The sequence below is a fragment of the Xanthobacter sp. ZOL 2024 genome (assembly GCF_052932325.1).
In genome coordinates this window covers 3,922,102-3,939,332 of the sequence record NZ_CM128808.1, presented here as the reverse complement: position 1 = coordinate 3,939,332, position 17,231 = coordinate 3,922,102, and the positions used below count along the sequence as shown (strand labels likewise).

Sequence of the window (17,231 nt, the reverse complement as noted above, 5' to 3'; positions counted from 1 at the left end):
GTGCTGGGGCGGCGCCGGGCGCCGATGCACGCGGCGGAGCCTTGCCATGCACGATATCAAATGGATCCGGGAACAGCCGGAGGGCCTCGTCACCGCCCTTTCGCGGCGTGGCGGCAATGCGCCCGACACGCAGCTGGCCGCTGACATTCTGGTGAAGAAGCTGATCGGCCTCGATGAGCAGCGCCGCGCAGGCCTCACCCGGCTGGAGGGACTTCTCGCCCGCCGCAACGCCGCCTCCAAGGAGATTGGCCAGGCCAAGGCCCAGAAGGACGAGGCCAAGGCCCAGGCGCTGATGGCGGAAGTGGCCAGGATCAAGGAAGACGTCCCGGCGCTGGAAGCCGAGGTGAAGGCGGTGGAGCAGGCGCTCAACGACGAGCTCGCCGCCATTCCCAACGTGCCCCTGGCCGACGTCCCCGATGGCAAGGACGAGCACGAGAATGTGGAGCGCAGCCGGTTCGGAGCGCCCCGCTCCTATGCCTTCACCCCCAAGCAGCATTTCGAGATCGGTGAAGGCCTCGGCCAGATGGATTTCGAGACCGCGGCCAAGCTCTCCGGCGCACGCTTCGTGGTGAACAAGGGGCCGATGGCGCGGCTGGAGCGGGCGCTTGGCCAATTGTTCCTCGACACCCACACGGGCGAGCACGGCTACATGGAAGTGAACCCGCCGGTGCTGGTGCGGGACGAGACCATGTATGGCACCGCCCAGCTGCCGAAATTCGCCGACGATCAGTTCTTCACCTTTCGCGCGGCCGAGTTCGAGGCGGCGGTGACCGAGGCGCAGGTCAACGCATCGCGGGAAGTGAGCGCCCTCATCGCCGGCGGGGCGGATGTCGCCGCCGCGCTCGATCAGGTGAGCCTCGCGGCCCATATCAAGTCGCTGGAGCTCACCAACCGGCTGTGGCTGGTGCCCACCGCCGAGGTGCCGCTGACCAACCTGGTGCGGGAGGCCATCCTGTCCGAGGACGAGCTGCCGCTGCGCCTGACCGCGCTCACCAATTGCTTCCGCGCCGAGGCCGGTGCCGCCGGGCGCGACACCCGCGGCATGATCCGCCAGCACCAGTTCAACAAGGTGGAGCTGGTCTCCATCACCGCGCCGGAGAAGTCGGCGGAAGAGCATGAGCGCATGCTCGCCTGCGCCGAGGCGGTGCTGAAGAAGCTGGATCTGCATTATCGCGTGGTGACGCTGTGCACCGGCGACATGGGCTTCGCCTCGCAGAAGACCTACGACATCGAGGTGTGGCTGCCGGGGCAGGCGGCGTTCCGCGAAATCTCCTCCTGCTCGGTGTGCGGCGATTTCCAGGCCCGCCGCATGAACGCCCGCTTCCGCCCGGCGGATGCCAAGGACGGCAAGGGGGCGCCGCGCTTCCTGCACACGCTCAACGGCTCGGGCGTGGCGGTCGGCCGGGCCCTGGTGGCGGTGCTGGAGACCTACCAGCAGGAGAACGGCGCCGTGGCGGTGCCCGACGCCCTGGCGCCCTATATGGGCGGGCTGAAGGTGATCGAGAAGCTGAGCTGAGGGCGCGGCGACGCGCCGGCACGGTGATGAACATGGGGAAGGACGCAGATGCGTATTCTGGTGACCAACGACGACGGCATCCACGCTCCCGGCATCGAGGCCTGTGCGCGCATCGCCCAGGCCTTTTCCGATGACGTGTGGGTGGTGGCGCCGGAGTTCGACCAGTCGGGCGTCGCCCATTCCCTCTCCCTGTCCGACCCGCTGCGGCTGCGGCAGATCGAGGAAAAGCGCTTTGCCGTGAAGGGCACGCCCACCGATTGCGTGATCATGGCGGTGCGGCACCTGATGGGCGACCAGCCCCCGGATCTGGTGCTTTCGGGCGTCAATCGCGGCCAGAACATCGCCGAGGATGTGAGCTATTCCGGCACCGTGGCGGGGGCGATCGAGGGCACCATTCTGGGTATCCCCTCCATCGCTCTGTCCCAGGCGTTTGGCATCAAGAGCCGCGACAATCCCACCTATGCCACCGCGGAAGCCCATGGGCCCAAGGTCATCCGCGCCCTGCTCGACGAGGGCATTCCGGCGGGCATCGTGATGAACATCAACTTTCCCGATCGCGCGCCGGACGAGATCACCGGCATCGCCGCCACCTTCCAGGGCAAGCGCGACCAGCGGCTGATGCGCATCGATGCCCGGCGCGACGGGCGCAACCATCCGTATTACTGGATCGCCTTCGAGCGCCGCATCTTCGACACCGCCCCGGGCTCCGACCTGCGGGCGCTGGATGAAGGGCGCATCTCCGTGACCCCGCTGCGGCTCGACATGACGGACGAGCCGTGGATGACCCGTCTCGCCCTGTTGTTTGAAGCCAAGTGAGGCCGGCCAGGGCCCGCAGGCGCTAGTCAAGCCCGGTCCAATGCTTCTATAAGCAGCCCCGTCAGGAACGGCGGCGCCTTTGCGGCTGCGCCGTTTGCGCCGTTTCACCGGAAAGGTCATCTCATGTCGGGCAGCCAGCGTTCCAGCGCCGATCTCGACCCCCGCCGCCGCCGGCTGCTCTACCGCGCCTGGCACCGCGGCATCCGCGAGATGGACCTCATCATGGGCAAGTTCGCCGATGCCGAGATCGGCAACCTGTCCGATCCCGAGCTGGATGATTTCGAGCTGCTCATCGACGCCCAGGATCACGACATCTTCTCCTGGATCTCGGAAACCAACCCGCTGCCTGCGGCATACGACACCCCCTTGTTCCGCCGCATGAAGGCGTTCCATGACGAGGGGCGGGGCCTGCCGGAATAGGCTTTTCCGCCGCCTCCTTCCCGTCCTGTCTGCCCGGAGTTGTGTTGTGAAGCGTCCCCGTCCCCTGGCCGAGGCCCTGGTGCAAGGCCGTCCGCTGCTGCTGTCCCGTGTCGCGGAGGGTATGGAAGGGCTGGTGGTGGCCGATCTCGCCCGGTCGGTCTCGGCGGAAAAAGATGCGCCCTGGCCGTCCGTCACCGTCATCTGCCGGGATGGGCAGCGCATGGCGGCGCTGGAACGGGGCCTCGCCTTCTTCGCCCCCGAGCTGGACGTCTACAGCTTCCCCTCCTGGGATTGCCTGCCCTACGATCGCGCCTCGCCCAATGCCGCCATCGTCGCCCGCCGCATGGCGACGCTCGCCCGTCTCGCCCGGGTGAAGGGCGGCAGCGCCAGCGTGCTGCTCACCACGGTCAATGCCACGGTGCAGCGGGTGCCGGCCAAGGCGCTGGTGGCGGCGCAGTCGCTGTCCGCCGCGCCGGGCAATGCCATCGCCCTCGACGGCGTGGTGGAATGGGCTGAGCAGAACGGCTTCCTGCGCACCCCGACGGTGCGCGACACCGGCGAATATGCGGTGCGGGGCGGCCTCATCGACCTTTATCCGCCGGGTCTCGATGCCCCCATCCGCCTCGATTTCTTCGGCGACACGTTGGAGAGCATCCGCGCATTCGATCCCGAGACCCAGCGCACCACCGGCCAATTGCGCGCGCTGGACCTGGTGCCCATGGCGGAATTCCAGCTCACCACCGCCACCATGAAGCGCTTCCGCATGGCCTATGTGGCCGCGTTCGGTGCCGCGCAGAAGGGTGACACGCTCTATGAAGCGGTGAGCGAAGGCCGGCGCCATGCGGGCATGGAACATTGGCTGCCTTTGTTCCACGAGCAGATGGACACGCTGTTCGACTATGTCGCCCAGAGCCCCATCGTGCTCGATCCTTTGGCCGAAGAGGCCGCTGGGGAACGGGTGGCGCAGATCGGCGATTATTATGCCGCCCGCAAGGAGGCGCTGGAGCACCCCGCCGGCGGCCCCATCTATAATCCGCTGCCGCCCAACCGGCTTTATCTCACCGGCGCGGAGTGGACGGCGCGCCTTGGCGCCGCGCGCATCGCCCAGATGAGCCCGTTCGCGGTGCCGGAGGGCACCAAGGGCGAGATGATCGATGTGGGCGGTGTGCAGGGCCGCTCCTTCGCCGCCGAGCGGGCCGATCCGGAAGGCAATGTCTTCGACGCCGCCGTGGCCCATGTGCGCGAGCTGCAGAAGAGCAAGAAGGTCATTCTCGCCGGCTGGTCGGAAGGCTCCCGCGAGCGGCTCGGCACGGTGCTGGCGGACCATGGGCTCACCGGTGCCGCCGCCATTTCCCGCTTCGCCAGCCTCGCAGCTCTGCCCAAGACCCAGCCGGCGCTTGCCATCTATGGGGTCGAGAGCGGGTTCGAGACGCCGGATTTCGCGCTGATTGGCGAACAGGACATCCTTGGCGACCGTCTGGTGCGGCCCAAGCGCAAGGCGCGCCGGCCGCAGGATGTCATTTCCGAGCTGACCGCGCTCACCGCCGGCGATCTGGTAGTGCACGTGGATCACGGCATCGGCCGCTTCGTGGGGCTGAAGACCATCGAGGCCATGGGCGAGCCCCATGACTGCCTCGAAATCCATTATGCGGGCGGCGACAAGCTGTTCCTGCCGGTGGAAAATCTGGAGCTGCTGAGCCGCTATGGCTCGGAGGAGACCGAGGCCCAGCTGGACAAGCTGGGCGGCGGCGCCTGGCAGGCCCGCAAGGCGCGGATGAAGAAGCGCATCCGCGAGATGGCCTCCGCCCTCATCAAGATCGCCGCCCAGCGCCAGCTCGGCGAGGCGCCCAAGCTGGTGCCCGCCGCCGGCCTTTATGACGAGTTCCGCGCCCGCTTCCCCTATGAGGAGACGGACGACCAGGAAGCCGCCATCGTGTCGGTGCTGGAAGATCTCGCCTCCGGCCATCCCATGGATCGGCTGGTGTGCGGCGACGTGGGCTTCGGCAAGACCGAGGTGGCCCTGCGCGGCGCCTTCGCGGCGGCCCTCGCCGGCAAGCAGGTGGCCGTGGTGGTGCCGACCACCCTCTTGGCCCGCCAGCATTTCAAGACCTTCGCCGAGCGCTTCAAAGGCCTGCCGGTGAACATCGCCCAAGCCTCGCGCATGGTCACCGGCAAGGCCCTCACCGAGGTGAAGAAGGGGCTGGCCGACGGCACCATCGACATCGTGGTGGGCACCCATGCCCTGTTGGGCAAGGCCATCCATTTCAAGGACCTCGGCCTCGTCATCGTCGACGAGGAGCAGCATTTCGGCGTCGCTCACAAGGAGCGCCTGAAGCAGCTTCGCGCCGAGGTACATGTGCTCACGTTGTCGGCGACGCCCATTCCGCGCACGCTGCAGCTGGCCATGACCGGGGTGCGCGAGCTCTCCATCATCGCGACACCGCCGGTGGACCGCCTGGCGGTGCGCACCTTCGTGACGCCGTTCGATCCTCTGATCGTGCGCGAGGCGCTGCTGCGCGAGCGCTATCGCGGCGGCCAGAGCTTCTATGTGGTGCCGCGCATCGAAAATCTGGGAGAGGTGCAGGAGTTCCTGGCGACCCAGGTGCCCGAGGTGAAGGTGGCGGTGGCCCATGGCCAGATGGCCGCCGGCGCCCTGGAAGACATCATGACCGCCTTCTATGACGGCCAATATGATGTGCTGCTGTCCACCACCATCGTGGAATCCGGCCTCGACGTGCCCAATGCCAACACGCTGATCGTGCACCGGGCGGACATGTTCGGCCTCGCCCAGCTCTATCAGCTGCGCGGCCGGGTGGGCCGGGCCAAGGCGCGGGCCTACGCCATCTTCACCACGCCCGCCGCCCAGGCCATCACCCATCAGGCGGAACGCCGGCTCAAGGTGCTGCAGTCGCTGGAAACGCTGGGGGCCGGCTTCCAGCTGGCGAGCCACGATCTGGACATCCGCGGCGCCGGCAATCTGTTGGGCGACGAGCAGTCGGGCCATATCAAGGAAGTGGGCTACGAGCTCTACCAGGAGATGCTCCAGGAGGCGATCGCCCACATCAAGGCCGGCATCACCGATTATGTGGACGACAAGTGGTCGCCCAACATCACCATCGGCATGCCGGTGCTGATCCCCGAGGATTACGTGGCCGACCTCCATGTGCGGTTGGCCCTCTACCGCCGGCTGGCGGATTTGCAGGAAGATCAGGAGATCGACGCTTTCGGCGCCGAGCTCACCGACCGCTTCGGCACCGCGCCGGACGAGGTGGGGCATCTGCTGCAGCTGGCCAAGATCAAGGCCCTGGCCCGTGCCGCCAATGTGGAGAAGGTGGATGCCGGGCCCAAGGGCGTTGTGCTGGGCTTCCGCGGCAATGAGTTCGCCGATCCCGCGGGGCTGGTGAAGTTCATCGCCCAGGAAGGCAGCGCCGCGAAGGTGCGGCCGGACTTCAAGGTGGTGTTCCTGCACGACTGGCCGAAGGCGGAAGCCCGGCTGAAGGGCACGCTGGCGGTGCTGAAGAAACTCGCCGCTTTGGCCCAGAAAAAGGGGCTCTGAAAAAAGGGGCTCTGAAGGGCTCCATAAAAAATCCCGAGGACCTTGCGGGCCTCGGGATCGAAAGGGCAGGGGCCTTGTTCCATCGGCAGGCCGTCGACCGGAGCCGATGAGGTTCGCGCAAGCCCCCGCGGGCTCGTCCAGAGGTCCGTGGGAAGAGGTCCGGGACCTTGGGTCTTGAGCCGCCCCTGCCGTCACTTCTTCTGGGGGATGCCCAGCACGCCTTCAACGGTGCCGCCCACGGCGCCCATGGTGCCCCCCACGGCCGCGCCGACGGGACCCGCGGCCTTCTCGCCCGCCTTGGCACCCTGGCTGGCGCCTTCGCCGGCGCCCTTGACGCCGCCGACCACGCCACCGGCAACACCGCCGCCAACCGCACCCACGGTGCCGCCCACGGCGCCACCCACGGGACCGGCCGCCTTGTCACCAGCCGCAGCGCCCTTATTGGCGCCGTGCTCGGCGCCCTTCACGATGCCCTGTGCAGACACGGAACCGGAGGCAAGGGCCAGGGCCAGGAGCGCAGCGCTCGCAGCAAGTTTCGTCTTCATATCAGATCCCTTTCCTGTTCAGCCCCAGCGAGGCCGTGGCCTCGGGGTGTTGGATTCGGCCATCAGGACTCACCGATTACCGATCTACCGCCCGCCGATAGACATACCCCCGCTTGCCGTCTGCGGCCACCTCACACCAGGAAGTGCAGGAGAAGATATCCACCTTTGTCCCGGCCTCGAGGGTTCCGATGGCGTCCGCACCCCGGCGGGGGCCTTTGCGCAATGTGACATCGGAGGCAATGCGCCCCTGACGCGCGATGGAGGCGGTTTCATCCGGATCCCGCGCCGGCTCCGGCGCCGCGCGGGCCAGCGCCGGACGGGCGACAGGCACGGGCGCCGAAGGCGCGGCCACCGATTCGGCGCTGGCTGGTTCGGGTTCCACGAACGCGGGGCGGGAGCGATCTTCGGCGGAGGGCGCCGGTGCCACGGCCGGGGCGGCATCGCTGTCCGCCGGTGCGGCGGCGACCGTGATCGCATGGGGGGCTGCCGCACCGGCCGGACCAGAAGCGGGTGTGACCGGTAAGGCGATCGCGGATGGAGCCACGGCGGATGCCGGCGCCGCCGGCACGCTTGCGTTCATTTCGCGGGCCGCGGCCTCCCGGGCCTGTTCCCGGGCGGCCATCTCCACCCGCTGGGGATCAAGCCAATGAAACAGCGCGAGCAAGGCGAACACCGCCACCACAACGCCCGCCGAGATCGACACCGAGCGGATCAACACCCCTCTGTCGAGCCGGGCCCGCTTGCGCATCGGGCTGGTGCCGCGGGTGCCCATGCCCACCCGTGGGCGGATCGCCGGGCGCGCCTGTCGGGCGGAGGTGGCCTCCACCGGCGCCGAATGGGAAGAGTGGATCATCGCTTCTTCATCGTCTCGGACGCGCCGCCCACGACCTGAAACAGCGGGCAGACTCTGCAAAGCTTCCGCACCCATCATGGCACGACACGGTCTTCGGGGCAGCCCGCAGTGAGCCCGAGGAATGCGGCCTTTATTGGCCCCGCACCCCGCTACTGCCCAGGCGCCCGCCACCAGGTCTCCGGCAAGGTGCCATAAAGGGAGGGGCGGGCAGGGTGGGCGATGCGGGTCCAGCGGGCGAGCCACTGACCGGGGGTGTGGAACAGCGGAACCCCATAGGCGCCGGAGATCAGCACCCGGTCGAGCACCCGTGCGGCCGCGATGTAATCCTCTTCATCCGGGGCGGCGAGCAAGGCGGCGATGGCGGCATCCATGGCCGGGCTCTTGGCCCCCATATAGTTGCGGGTGCCGGGCGTATCGGCGGCGGCGGCGCCGAAATAGAAGGCCTGCTCGTTGCCCGGTGACAGGGATTGGGACCAGACGAAGGGCACCATGTCGAAATCATAGGCGTTGCGGCGGGCGTCGAACTGCACCGCATCCACGAACCGCACGCGGGCGGTGATGCCGGCCCGTTTGAGCTGGGCGGCATAGGCGAGCGCCAGCCGCTCTTGGTCGCGCGTCGCCACCATGAGCTCGAAGGAGAACCCGGCCCCCTCCGCATTGGTGAGCACCCCCTTGCGCAATTGCCAGCCCGCCTCTGCCAGCAACCCCAGCGCGCTGCGCAGCCGGTCCCGGTCGCGACCCGAGCCGTCCGACTGCGGCGGGCGATAGGTGCCTTCCAGCACATCCGGCACCACGGCATCGGGAAACGGTGCCAGCAGCGCCCGCTCCCGGGCCGAGGCAGGCCGACCCAGCGCCGACAGCTCGGACCCCTGGAACACGCTGCCGGTGCGCTGGTAGAGGCCGTGGTAGAAGCTGCGATCTAACCATTCGAAATCGAACAGCTCGATCAGCGCGCGGCGCACCCGGATGTCGGCGAACACCGGTCGTCGGGTGTTGAACACCAAAGCCGAATAGGGCTTCGGCGTGCCCGTGGGAATCACCTCCTTGACCACCTCGCCGGCGCGTACGGCAGGAAAGTCGTAGCCGGTCTCCCAGCGGCCGGGGTCGCTCTCGAAGCGGGCATCCACCAGCCCCTTGCGGAACGCCTCGAACTCGCTGTTGGCATCGCGGAAATAGATGAATTTCAGCTCGTCGAAATTGTGGAGCCCGCGATTGGCCGGCAGATCGCGCCCCCAATAGTCCGGATTGCGCACCAGGGTGAGGCCGGCGCCCGCATCCACCTCGCCGATCCGGTAGGGACCGGACCCCATGAGCGGCGTCAGGCCCCCCTCCTCGAAATGCGCCGGGTCGACAGCCTTATGGGACAGGATCGGCATGAGCCCCATGATCAGCGGCAGTTCCGCATCGGCGTCGGCAAAGGTGAACCGCACCCGCAGGGGCCCCAATTGCTTCGCCTTCGCCACCTTGCCGTAATACAGGCGGTGATTGGGCCGCCCCTTCTCCCGCAGGAGATGAAACGAAAACAGGACGTCCTCGGCGGTGACCGGCGTGCCGTCGGCGAAGCGCGCGCGCGGATCAAGGTTGAATTCAACGTAACTCCGCTGGGCATCGGTGGCCACGGAGCGGGCGAGCAACGGATAGAGGGTGAAGGGCTCATCGAACGACCGCGCCATCAGCGGCTCGACCACCGCATTGCGGAGAATGCCCGGCGCGCTGCCCTTGACGATGAACGGATTGAGACTGTCGAATGTGCCGAGTAGCGAAAGGGTCAGCCGCCCGCCCTTGGGCGCATCGGGATTCGCATAGGGCAGAGCGGTGAAATCCGCCGGCAGGTCCGGGCTGCCCCGCATCGCCAGCGCTGCGCCAGGTTCCACCGTGCTCTGATTCTCGCCGGCGAGGGCAGACCCGAGGCAGAACAGCACCGTCAGCAAAGCCATCGAGCGGGCCGCCAGGATTTTCTGCAATCTCACCCCTTCATTCCTCTATTCTGCGTCGATGCGCCTTGTTCTCTGGGAGTGCGGTCGTGTATTGGCCTTAATCGTCGGCAAGGTAGCACGCAAAGTCGAGCCCAGCAGGCACCGTTCGCGCGCCGCCACCATCTTGCCCCATTTGGTTCGGACACAGCCGGGGTCATGACGGAGGTGCGGGGCCGCAGCCGTGCACGTGTGCTGAACGACCGGCAGGCACCACAGGAAAGGCCACAATGACGAAGACCCATTCCATTGCGCGGCTCACCGCCGGCATCGCTGCGACGCTGATCGGCGTGGCGCTGGCCGGGCCGGCATTCTCCCAGGCCCAGTCGGGCGGCAAGCCGGCTCAGAATGGCGCGGCGCAGGGTGGTGCGGCGGCCGAGCCTGAGGTCAAGTTCTCCGCCTCGCCCTGGCGCAAGATCTGCCAGGAGAATCCCCAGAACAAGAAGCAGGTCTGCGTGCTCACGCAGATTCTCGGTGTCGAGAGCCAGGCGATCGCTAAGGTCGACATCATCGAGATGAAGGACGAGCCTAAGAAGCGGCTCAACGTCTCGGTGCCGCTGGGCATGCGGCTGCAGCCCGGCCTGCGCATCACCCTCGACAAGGATCCAGTCGCCATTCCCTTCATCATCTGCCAGCCCATCCAGGGCGGCGGCGCCACCTGTGTCGGCGATGTTGAAGTGGATGCCGGCTTCATCGCCAAGCTGAAGAAGGCCAATGCGGTCTATCTGCAGATGGTGAACGGCGTTGGCCGCACCCTCTCCCTGCCCATCTCCAACGCCGACTTCGGCAAGGCCTATGATGGCCCCGGCGTCGACGCCAAGGTGGCCATGGAAGAGGAAAAGAAGCGCCTGGAGGAAGCCCGCGCCAAGCAGCAGGCCCTCGAGGAGCAGAACAAGGCGGCCCTGCTCAAGAAGGGACAGGAGCTCGAGAAGGCCAACCAGTCCGGCAAGTGATGCCGTAGCGGCCGGGCCCGCGCGCCAGCAGGAGCGCGGGCCCTTGCTCCGCCGGATCCGTTCGTCCGCCGGCTGAATGCAAAACGGCACGTTCCTGAGGAACGTGCCGTTTTCATTTGAACACGCGGCGATCGTCCGGCCAGATGTGCGCCTCAGTTCACCAGATTGGTCGGCACCCGCCAGCCGCCCGCGCCATCTTCCGACAGCGCCTCGGTGACCCTGGGGTGGCGCAACGGCTCGTCCGAGGCGTCATGCTCGAGATTCTGCTCGGAGACATAGGCCACATACTCGCTCTCCGCATTCTCGGCGAACAGATGGTAGAAGGGCTGGTCCTTGTCGGGCCGGATGTCCTCCGGGATCGACAGCCACCATTCCTCGGTGTTGTCGAACACGGGATCCACATCGAACACCACGCCTCGGAACGGGAAGTGCTTGTGGCGCACCACCTCGCCGATGCGGAATTTCGCCGTGCGCATCTGCGGCCCATCGAATTCCGCCGGAAGCTCCGGGGGAGGGGCCATGGCCCCTCTCACCTCCACAGAACCAACGGCGGACCGGGCGGCTTCCTTATGCTGCGTACCCATGTTCCGCCTCCTCTTCTGAACCGATTGTCTCACAAGCCGTAGACTTTGCCCATTTCCGGGTCTTTGGCCGCGACGATCTTCGCCAGATCGACGATGACCTTGGCCTGCTTCCAGGTGGCGTCGTCCTGCATCTTGCCGTCGATCATCACCGCGCCGGAGCCGTCGGGCATGGCCTCGACAATCTTGAGCGCGAACGCGACCTCGGCGGGATCGGGCGAGAATACCCGCTTGGCGATCTCGATCTGGGTGGGATGCAGGGACCATGCCCCCACGCAGCCCTGCAGGAAGGCGTTGCGGAACTGGCTCTCGCAGGCGGCGAGGTCGGCGAAATCGCCGAACGGACCATAGAACGGCTTGATGCCGTTGGCCGCGCAGGCATCCACCATCTTGGCGATGGTGTAGTGCCACAGGTCCTGCTGATAGCCCACGCGCGGCTTGTCTCCGTCCGGATCGGCCAGCACCTTGTATTCCGGATGGCCGCCGCCGACGCGGGTGGTCTTCATGGCGCGCGAGGCGGCCAGATCTGCCGGGCCGAGGCTCATGCCATGCATGCGCGGGGACGCCGCGGCGATCTCCTCCACATTCTTCACGCCCTCCGCCGTCTCCAGGATGGCGTGGATGAGAATGGGCTTCTGAACCCCGTTCTTGGCTTCAAGCTGGGCCAGGAGCTGGTCGAGATAGTGGATGTCCCACGCCCCTTCCACCTTCGGCAGCATGATCACGTCGAGCTTATTGCCGATGGCGGTGACGATCTCGACAATGTCGTCGAGCACCCAGGGGCTGTTCAGGCAGTTGATGCGGGTCCACAGGCCGGTGGAGCCGAAATCGGTGGCCTGCGCCATCTCGATGAAGCCCTTGCGGGCGGCTTCCTTCGCGTCGCTGGGAATGGCGTCTTCCAGATTGCCGAGCACGACATCCACCTGCTTGGCGATGTCTGGCACCTTGGCGCGCATCTTCTCCAGATGCGGCGGCACGAAGTGAATCATCCGTTCGAGCCGCACGGGCAGGTCGCGGTAGGGCGCAGGCGCGCCAATGGCGAGCGGCTTGAAAAACTGACGCGGAAGCTTCATCGATCCCCCCTGGCGCCGGACGGAAAGGCCGCCTTCCCGTTGACCGGGCCCCTATTGAGTTGCAGTGCACCATAGCTCGCGTCGACGTGCAACGGCACTGTTCGGCCCATTGGCGAGCCATTGCGGCGCCAATACTGGCGCCGCGCCTCAGTCGCGCTTGCGCAGGGTGAAGGTCAGGCGTCCTTCATCCACAACCCGCTCCTCCAGAACCGCCCCGCTCTCCTGGGCCACATGAGGAATGTCGATCACCGCCATGGGGTCGGTGCAGATCACCACCAGGCGGACACCCGACGGCAACTGTTCCAGCGCCTTGCGGGTGCGCAGGGCGGGCAACGGGCATTTGAGGCCGGCCAGGTCCAGCTCCACGCGCTTGGCGGGCTCCTCGCCTTCGCGTCGCCGCGCGCCGATCACGGCAGTTGATCCTTGAGGCGGGCAAGGCTCTCGGCCCGGCCCAGCACCGTCAGCACATCGAAAATGGGCGGTGACGTGGTCCTGCCGGTGAGCGCGGCCCGCAGCGGTTGCGCCACCGCGCCGAGCTTGACGCCGGCCTGCTCCGCATAGGCGCGCACCGCGGCCTCGGTCGCGGCGGCAGTCCATTCGGCGGCTTCCAGCAGCGGCACCAGCTGGGCCAGATGTCCACGGGCGGCGTCGGTGAGCAGCGCCTGAGCCTTGTCGTCCACCGGCAGCGGACGAGTTTCGAAAATGAACTCAGCGTTGTCCAGCAGCTCCACCACCGTTTTCGCCCGCTCCTTCAGGCTGGGCATGGCGGCGGCGAGCTGGGCGCGCCGTTCGGGCGTCATGCGGGCGAGCCGGTGGGCGGCGTCGGGCAGATGCGGCACCAGGGCATCGATGGCCGCCAGCAGCTCGGCATCCGACGCCGCGCGCATATACTGGCCGTTGAGATTCTCCAGCTTCTGGAAATCGAACCGGGCGGCTGAGCGGCCGACCTTGTCGAGATCGAAATACCGGACCATCTCCTCGGTGGAGAACACTTCCTGGTCGCCGTGGCTCCAGCCCAGACGCACCAGATAGTTGCGCAGCGCCGCCGGCAGATAGCCCATGTCGCGATAGGCATCGACGCCGAGTGCGCCATGGCGCTTGGAGAGCTTGGCACCGTCGGGCCCGTGGATCAGCGGAATGTGCGCCATGCGCGGCACCTCCCAGCCCAGCGCCCGATAGATCTGCGTCTGGCGGGCGGCATTGGTGAGGTGGTCATCGCCGCGAATGATGTGGGTGACGCCCATGTCGTGGTCGTCCACCACCACCGCCAGCATGTAGGTCGGCGTGCCATCCGAGCGCAGCAGGACCAGATCGTCCAGGTCCTTGTTGGGGAAGGTGACCGTGCCCTGCACCATATCCTCGATCACCGTCTCGCCCTCGCGCGGGGCCTTGAGACGGATCACTGGCGCGCGATCCTTAGGCGCCTCCGAGGGATCACGATCCCGCCAGCGGCCGTCATAGCGCGGCGGGCGGCCTTCCTTGCGGGCGAGCTCGCGCATCTCCTCCAATTCCTCGGCGGAGGCATAGCAGCGATAGGCATTGCCGGCAGCGAGCATCTGCTCCACCGCCTCGCGATGCCGCTCGGCGCGGGCGAACTGATAGATGGGATCGCCATCCCAGGTGATGCCGATCCAGGCCAGCCCTTCCAGGATGGCGTCGATGGCCTCCTTGGTGGACCGCTGGCGGTCCGTATCCTCGATGCGCAGCAACATCTTGCCGCCCTTGGCCTTGGCATAGAGCCAATTGAACAGGGCCGTGCGGGCGCCGCCGATGTGCAGGAAACCGGTGGGAGATGGGGCGAAGCGGGTGACGATCTCGGACATGGAGCACTCGAAAAGCGGGCGCGCATCCGGGCGGACGCGGCGCCAACGAGCAAAGGCCGGCCGGGGTCTGTGAGACACACAGCCATGGCGGACGCGAGGCGCCCGTGTAGCATAGGCGCAGCAGACAAGAAACCTGCGCGCAAACCACGGGCCGGAGGGCATGGGGGCCGGACCAGACCACAGCACGCGCACACGGCCGGCCAGCAGCCGCGCCGCGGTGGGCACGCTTGCGCCCACCGCCGGCCGCCTGTGGACGTCGGGGCGGGCAGGGGAGCTGCCGGCGCGCCTCGCCCACAGCCTCTTTGCCGCGCTTGTCCGCGAAGCGGGCTCCGGCCGGCTGGTGCTCTGGCTCCCCGTCGCCTTCACCGTGGGGGTGCTGCTCTATTTCGGCGCATCCCATGAGCCCTCGCTGCTGGCCGCAGCTGCGGTGGCGGCACGCCGCCACCCGCTCGCCTTTGCGCTGGCGACGGCGGCCCTGGCTGTTTCCCTCGGCTTTCTCGCCGGCGTCGTGCGCACTGCGGCGATCCTGCACGTGCCGGTGGCGCCTCCCAGCCACGCGGTGCGCCTCACCGGCTATGTGGAACAGGTGGAGCGGCGCCCGAAAAGCGACCGCATCCTGCTGCGACTCGATCCCGGCCCGGTGAAGGGCCTGGCGACGCCGCCGGAGCTGGTGCGCCTGTCGCTGCGCAAGGGCACGGCGCCGAAGGTGGGCGACCATGTGTCCCAGCTGGCGCGGCTGTTGCCCCCGCTGGAGGCGGCCCAGCCCGGCGCTCACGATTTCGGACGGGCACCCTGGTTTCGCGGCATCGGCGCTATCGGATTCGGCCTGGGGCGGCCCCAGCTGCTGCCCGGAGCCGACCCGCCCCTCAACGTGCGGCTCGCCATGATCGTTTCCGACGTCCGTGCGGCCTTCGCCCGACGCATCGACGCCAGCCTGCAGGGTACGCCGGCGGCCATCGCCGTCGCCCTGGTGGCCGGAGACCGCACCGCCATCGCGCCCCAGGTGGAAGAGAGCATGAGGGTGTCGGGCCTCACCCACATTCTCTCCATCTCCGGCCTCCACATGGCGCTGGTGGCGGGGACCCTGTTCGCGCTGGCGCGTGGTGCCCTCGCCCTGGTGCCCGGCCTGGCGCTGCGCTGGCCTATCAAGGGCACTGCCGCGCTGATGGCGCTGGTGGGCAGCGCCGGCTATCTCATCCTGTCCGGCAACGAGGTGCCGGCCCAGCGCTCGTTCGTGATGACGGCGCTGGTGCTCGGCGGCGTGCTGGTGGGGCGCCGCGCCCTCACCCTGCGCACCGTGGCGGTGGCCGCCCTGCTGGTGCTCGGGCTGACACCGGAAGCGGTGCTGGAACCGGGCACCCAGATGTCTTTCGCCGCCACTCTGGCGCTGGTTGCCGCCTATGAGCGGTTCCAGCCTCTGCGCGCCATGCCCCAGCCCGAAAGCCGGACCGGGCGCCTGGCCATGGCCCCGCTGGTGTTCCTCGCCGGCATCGCCGTCACCTCCCTGGTGGCCGGGCTCGCCAGCGGTCCCTATGGCGCCTACCACTTCCAGCGGGTGGCGCCCTATGGCCTGCTCGCCAACCTGCTGGCCATGCCCGCGGTTTCGCTCCTGGTCATGCCCTTCGGTCTCGTCGGCGTGCTGCTGATGCCGTTTGGCTGGGATCAACTGGCCTGGCCGGTGATGGGCAAGGGTATCGAGATCATGGTCGGGGTGTCCGACTGGATTGCCAGCCTGCCCGGCGCCGACGCCCGCTTCGATGGTGTCCGCACCGCTACGGTCGTCTGGTTCACCCTGGCGCTCCTCACGCTCTGCCTGCTCCGCGGCGTCTTGAGCCTCATCGCCGCGCCGCTGCTGGCGCTTGCGGTGGCCTCCAGCGGCCCGCCACCGCGACCGGATGTCCTGATCGCCACCAATGCCGCCACCGTCGCCGTGCGGGGACCGGACGGCCGCCTCGCCATCCTCGGCGCCAGCCGCGCCCGGCTGGTGGCGGAGCAATGGCTCGAGCGGGAAGGGGATCCGCGCACAGCCCGCGACCGCGACCTCGCCCGCTTCTACCGCTGTGATGGTCTGGGTTGCACCGCGCCGCTGCCACAGGGCGGCACAATCGCCGTTTCCACAACGCCGCAGAGCCTCGCAGCCGATTGCATGAACGCCCGCATCGTCGTCACCCGGGACACGCCGCCGGCCGGATGCCCGGCCCGCGTGCTGACGCCGGAGAGCCTCGCGGCCACCGGCACGCTGACCTTTCATGTGGAAGACGGGCAACTGCGCGAGGTGCCGACCCGCTCCCCGCAGTACGACCGGCCGTGGACGCGCACGGCGGTGCCCTTTCCAGATCCCTCCCGCGCGCCACAAACGCCTGCGCCCGCCGATCGCAGCGCCGACGACGCAGCAGAAGAATGAACGTCAGTAACGCCGCATCAAACCGATGAGCCGCCCCTGGATCCGCACCCGATCCGGACCGAAGATGCGTGTCTCATAGGCCGGGTTGGCGGCCTCCAGGGCAATGGAGGCGCCCTTTTTTCGCAGCCGCTTCAGGGTTGCTTCCTCGTCGTCCACCAGCGCCACCACGATGTCGCCGGTGTCGGCGGTGTCGCACTTGCGGATCAGCACCGTGTCGCCATCCAGGATGCCGGCTTCGATCATGCTGTCGCCGCGCACCTCCAAAGCGAAATGCTCGCCGGTGCCCAGCATCTCCGGTGGCACGTTCAAAGTGGCGTTGCGGCTCTGGATGGCGGAAATGGGCGTGCCGGCCGCGATCCGGCCCATGACGGGGACGGCGACGGTCTGCCCCGCCTCCTCCTCGTCTTCCACCGTCGGGCGCACCTTGCCCAGGCTGCCTTCGATCACCGCAGGGGAGAAGCCGCGATTGGCGCCACGGGGCACGGTGAGGCCTGGGGCGACACTGTCCGGCAACCGCACCACCTCCAGCGCCCGCGCGCGATTGGGCAGGCGACGGATGAAGCCCCGCTCCTCAAGGGCGGTGATGAGCCGATGGATGCCAGACTTCGACCGCAGGTCGAGCGCATCCTTCATCTCGTCGAAGGAGGGCGGAACGCCAGTTTCCTTCAATCGTTCATGAATGAAGCGAAGCAGGTCATATTGCTTCCGCGTCAGCATC

The 17,231-nt window shown here is 67.8% G+C and carries 14 protein-coding genes; 6 read left to right on the top strand and 8 right to left on the bottom strand.

What is annotated here, in order from left to right; translation table 11 throughout:
* Positions 1 to 46 precede the first annotated feature (46 nt).
* The 4 genes from serS (at position 47) to mfd (ending at position 6,308) form a co-directional block, all read left to right on the top strand.
* A complete protein-coding gene (gene serS, locus ACU4E7_RS18060; protein WP_447019701.1) occupies positions 47 to 1,516 on the top strand; it encodes a serine--tRNA ligase in 1,470 nt (489 codons plus the stop codon).
* Between the two features lie 48 nt (positions 1,517 to 1,564).
* Positions 1,565 to 2,332: a 5'/3'-nucleotidase SurE gene (gene surE / locus ACU4E7_RS18055; protein WP_447019700.1), complete on the top strand. Its 768-nt coding sequence runs from the start codon at positions 1,565 to 1,567 to the stop codon at positions 2,330 to 2,332.
* A 123-nt stretch (positions 2,333 to 2,455) separates the two neighbouring features.
* Entirely contained in the window at positions 2,456 to 2,752 is a 297-nt protein-coding gene (locus ACU4E7_RS18050) for an FAD assembly factor SdhE (RefSeq protein WP_238122611.1), read from the top strand.
* Between the two features lie 46 nt (positions 2,753 to 2,798).
* Positions 2,799 to 6,308, top strand: coding sequence for a transcription-repair coupling factor (gene mfd, locus ACU4E7_RS18045; RefSeq protein ID WP_447019699.1), 3,510 nt, complete (start codon positions 2,799 to 2,801; stop codon positions 6,306 to 6,308).
* Positions 6,309 to 6,499: 191 nt separating this feature from the next.
* Here mfd and ACU4E7_RS18040 read toward each other — a convergent pair whose 3' ends face one another.
* From ACU4E7_RS18040 to ACU4E7_RS18030, 3 genes are all read right to left on the bottom strand, one after another.
* Positions 6,500 to 6,853, bottom strand: coding sequence for a hypothetical protein (locus ACU4E7_RS18040; RefSeq protein ID WP_238122613.1), 354 nt, complete (start codon positions 6,851 to 6,853; stop codon positions 6,500 to 6,502).
* A gap of 76 nt (positions 6,854 to 6,929) precedes the next feature.
* Positions 6,930 to 7,784, bottom strand: a complete 855-nt coding sequence (locus tag ACU4E7_RS18035; protein ID WP_447019698.1) for an SH3 domain-containing protein — start codon at positions 7,782 to 7,784, stop codon at positions 6,930 to 6,932.
* Positions 7,785 to 7,855: 71 nt separating this feature from the next.
* A complete protein-coding gene (locus ACU4E7_RS18030; protein ID WP_447021663.1) occupies positions 7,856 to 9,643 on the bottom strand; it encodes an extracellular solute-binding protein in 1,788 nt (595 codons plus the stop codon).
* A gap of 266 nt (positions 9,644 to 9,909) precedes the next feature.
* On the opposite strand from ACU4E7_RS18030, the gene ACU4E7_RS18025 reads away from it, so the two are divergent.
* Positions 9,910 to 10,632, top strand: coding sequence for an invasion associated locus B family protein (locus ACU4E7_RS18025; protein ID WP_238122615.1), 723 nt, complete (start codon positions 9,910 to 9,912; stop codon positions 10,630 to 10,632).
* 152 nt (positions 10,633 to 10,784) lie between these two features.
* On the opposite strand, the gene hspQ is transcribed toward ACU4E7_RS18025, so the two are convergent.
* From hspQ to gltX, 4 genes are all read right to left on the bottom strand, one after another.
* Positions 10,785 to 11,153 carry a heat shock protein HspQ gene (gene hspQ, locus ACU4E7_RS18020; protein WP_447019697.1) on the bottom strand — a complete coding sequence of 123 codons (369 nt, stop codon included), beginning with the start codon at positions 11,151 to 11,153 and terminating at the stop codon, positions 10,785 to 10,787.
* Positions 11,154 to 11,245: 92 nt separating this feature from the next.
* On the bottom strand, positions 11,246 to 12,286 hold the full coding sequence (locus ACU4E7_RS18015) for an HpcH/HpaI aldolase/citrate lyase family protein (RefSeq protein WP_238122617.1): 1,041 nt from the start codon (positions 12,284 to 12,286) through the stop codon (positions 11,246 to 11,248).
* Between the two features lie 147 nt (positions 12,287 to 12,433).
* A complete protein-coding gene (locus ACU4E7_RS18010) occupies positions 12,434 to 12,697 on the bottom strand; it encodes a sulfurtransferase TusA family protein (RefSeq protein ID WP_443266863.1) in 264 nt (87 codons plus the stop codon).
* The gene (gene gltX / locus ACU4E7_RS18005) at positions 12,694 to 14,109 is read right to left on the bottom strand and encodes a glutamate--tRNA ligase (protein ID WP_447019696.1); all 1,416 of its coding nucleotides are present in this window, start codon (positions 14,107 to 14,109) and stop codon (positions 12,694 to 12,696) included. Before gltX ends, ACU4E7_RS18010 begins: the two co-directional genes overlap by 4 nt.
* A gap of 160 nt (positions 14,110 to 14,269) precedes the next feature.
* Here gltX and ACU4E7_RS18000 point away from each other — a divergent pair, with 160 nt between their 5' ends.
* Positions 14,270 to 16,513, top strand: coding sequence for a ComEC/Rec2 family competence protein (locus ACU4E7_RS18000; protein ID WP_447019695.1), 2,244 nt, complete (start codon positions 14,270 to 14,272; stop codon positions 16,511 to 16,513).
* Between the two features lie 3 nt (positions 16,514 to 16,516).
* On the opposite strand, the gene lexA is transcribed toward ACU4E7_RS18000, so the two are convergent.
* Positions 16,517 to 17,230 (bottom strand): transcriptional repressor LexA, encoded by a 714-nt coding sequence (gene lexA / locus ACU4E7_RS17995; protein ID WP_238122620.1) that lies wholly within the window; start codon positions 17,228 to 17,230, stop codon positions 16,517 to 16,519.
* Between the last annotated feature and the right edge of the window lies 1 nt (position 17,231).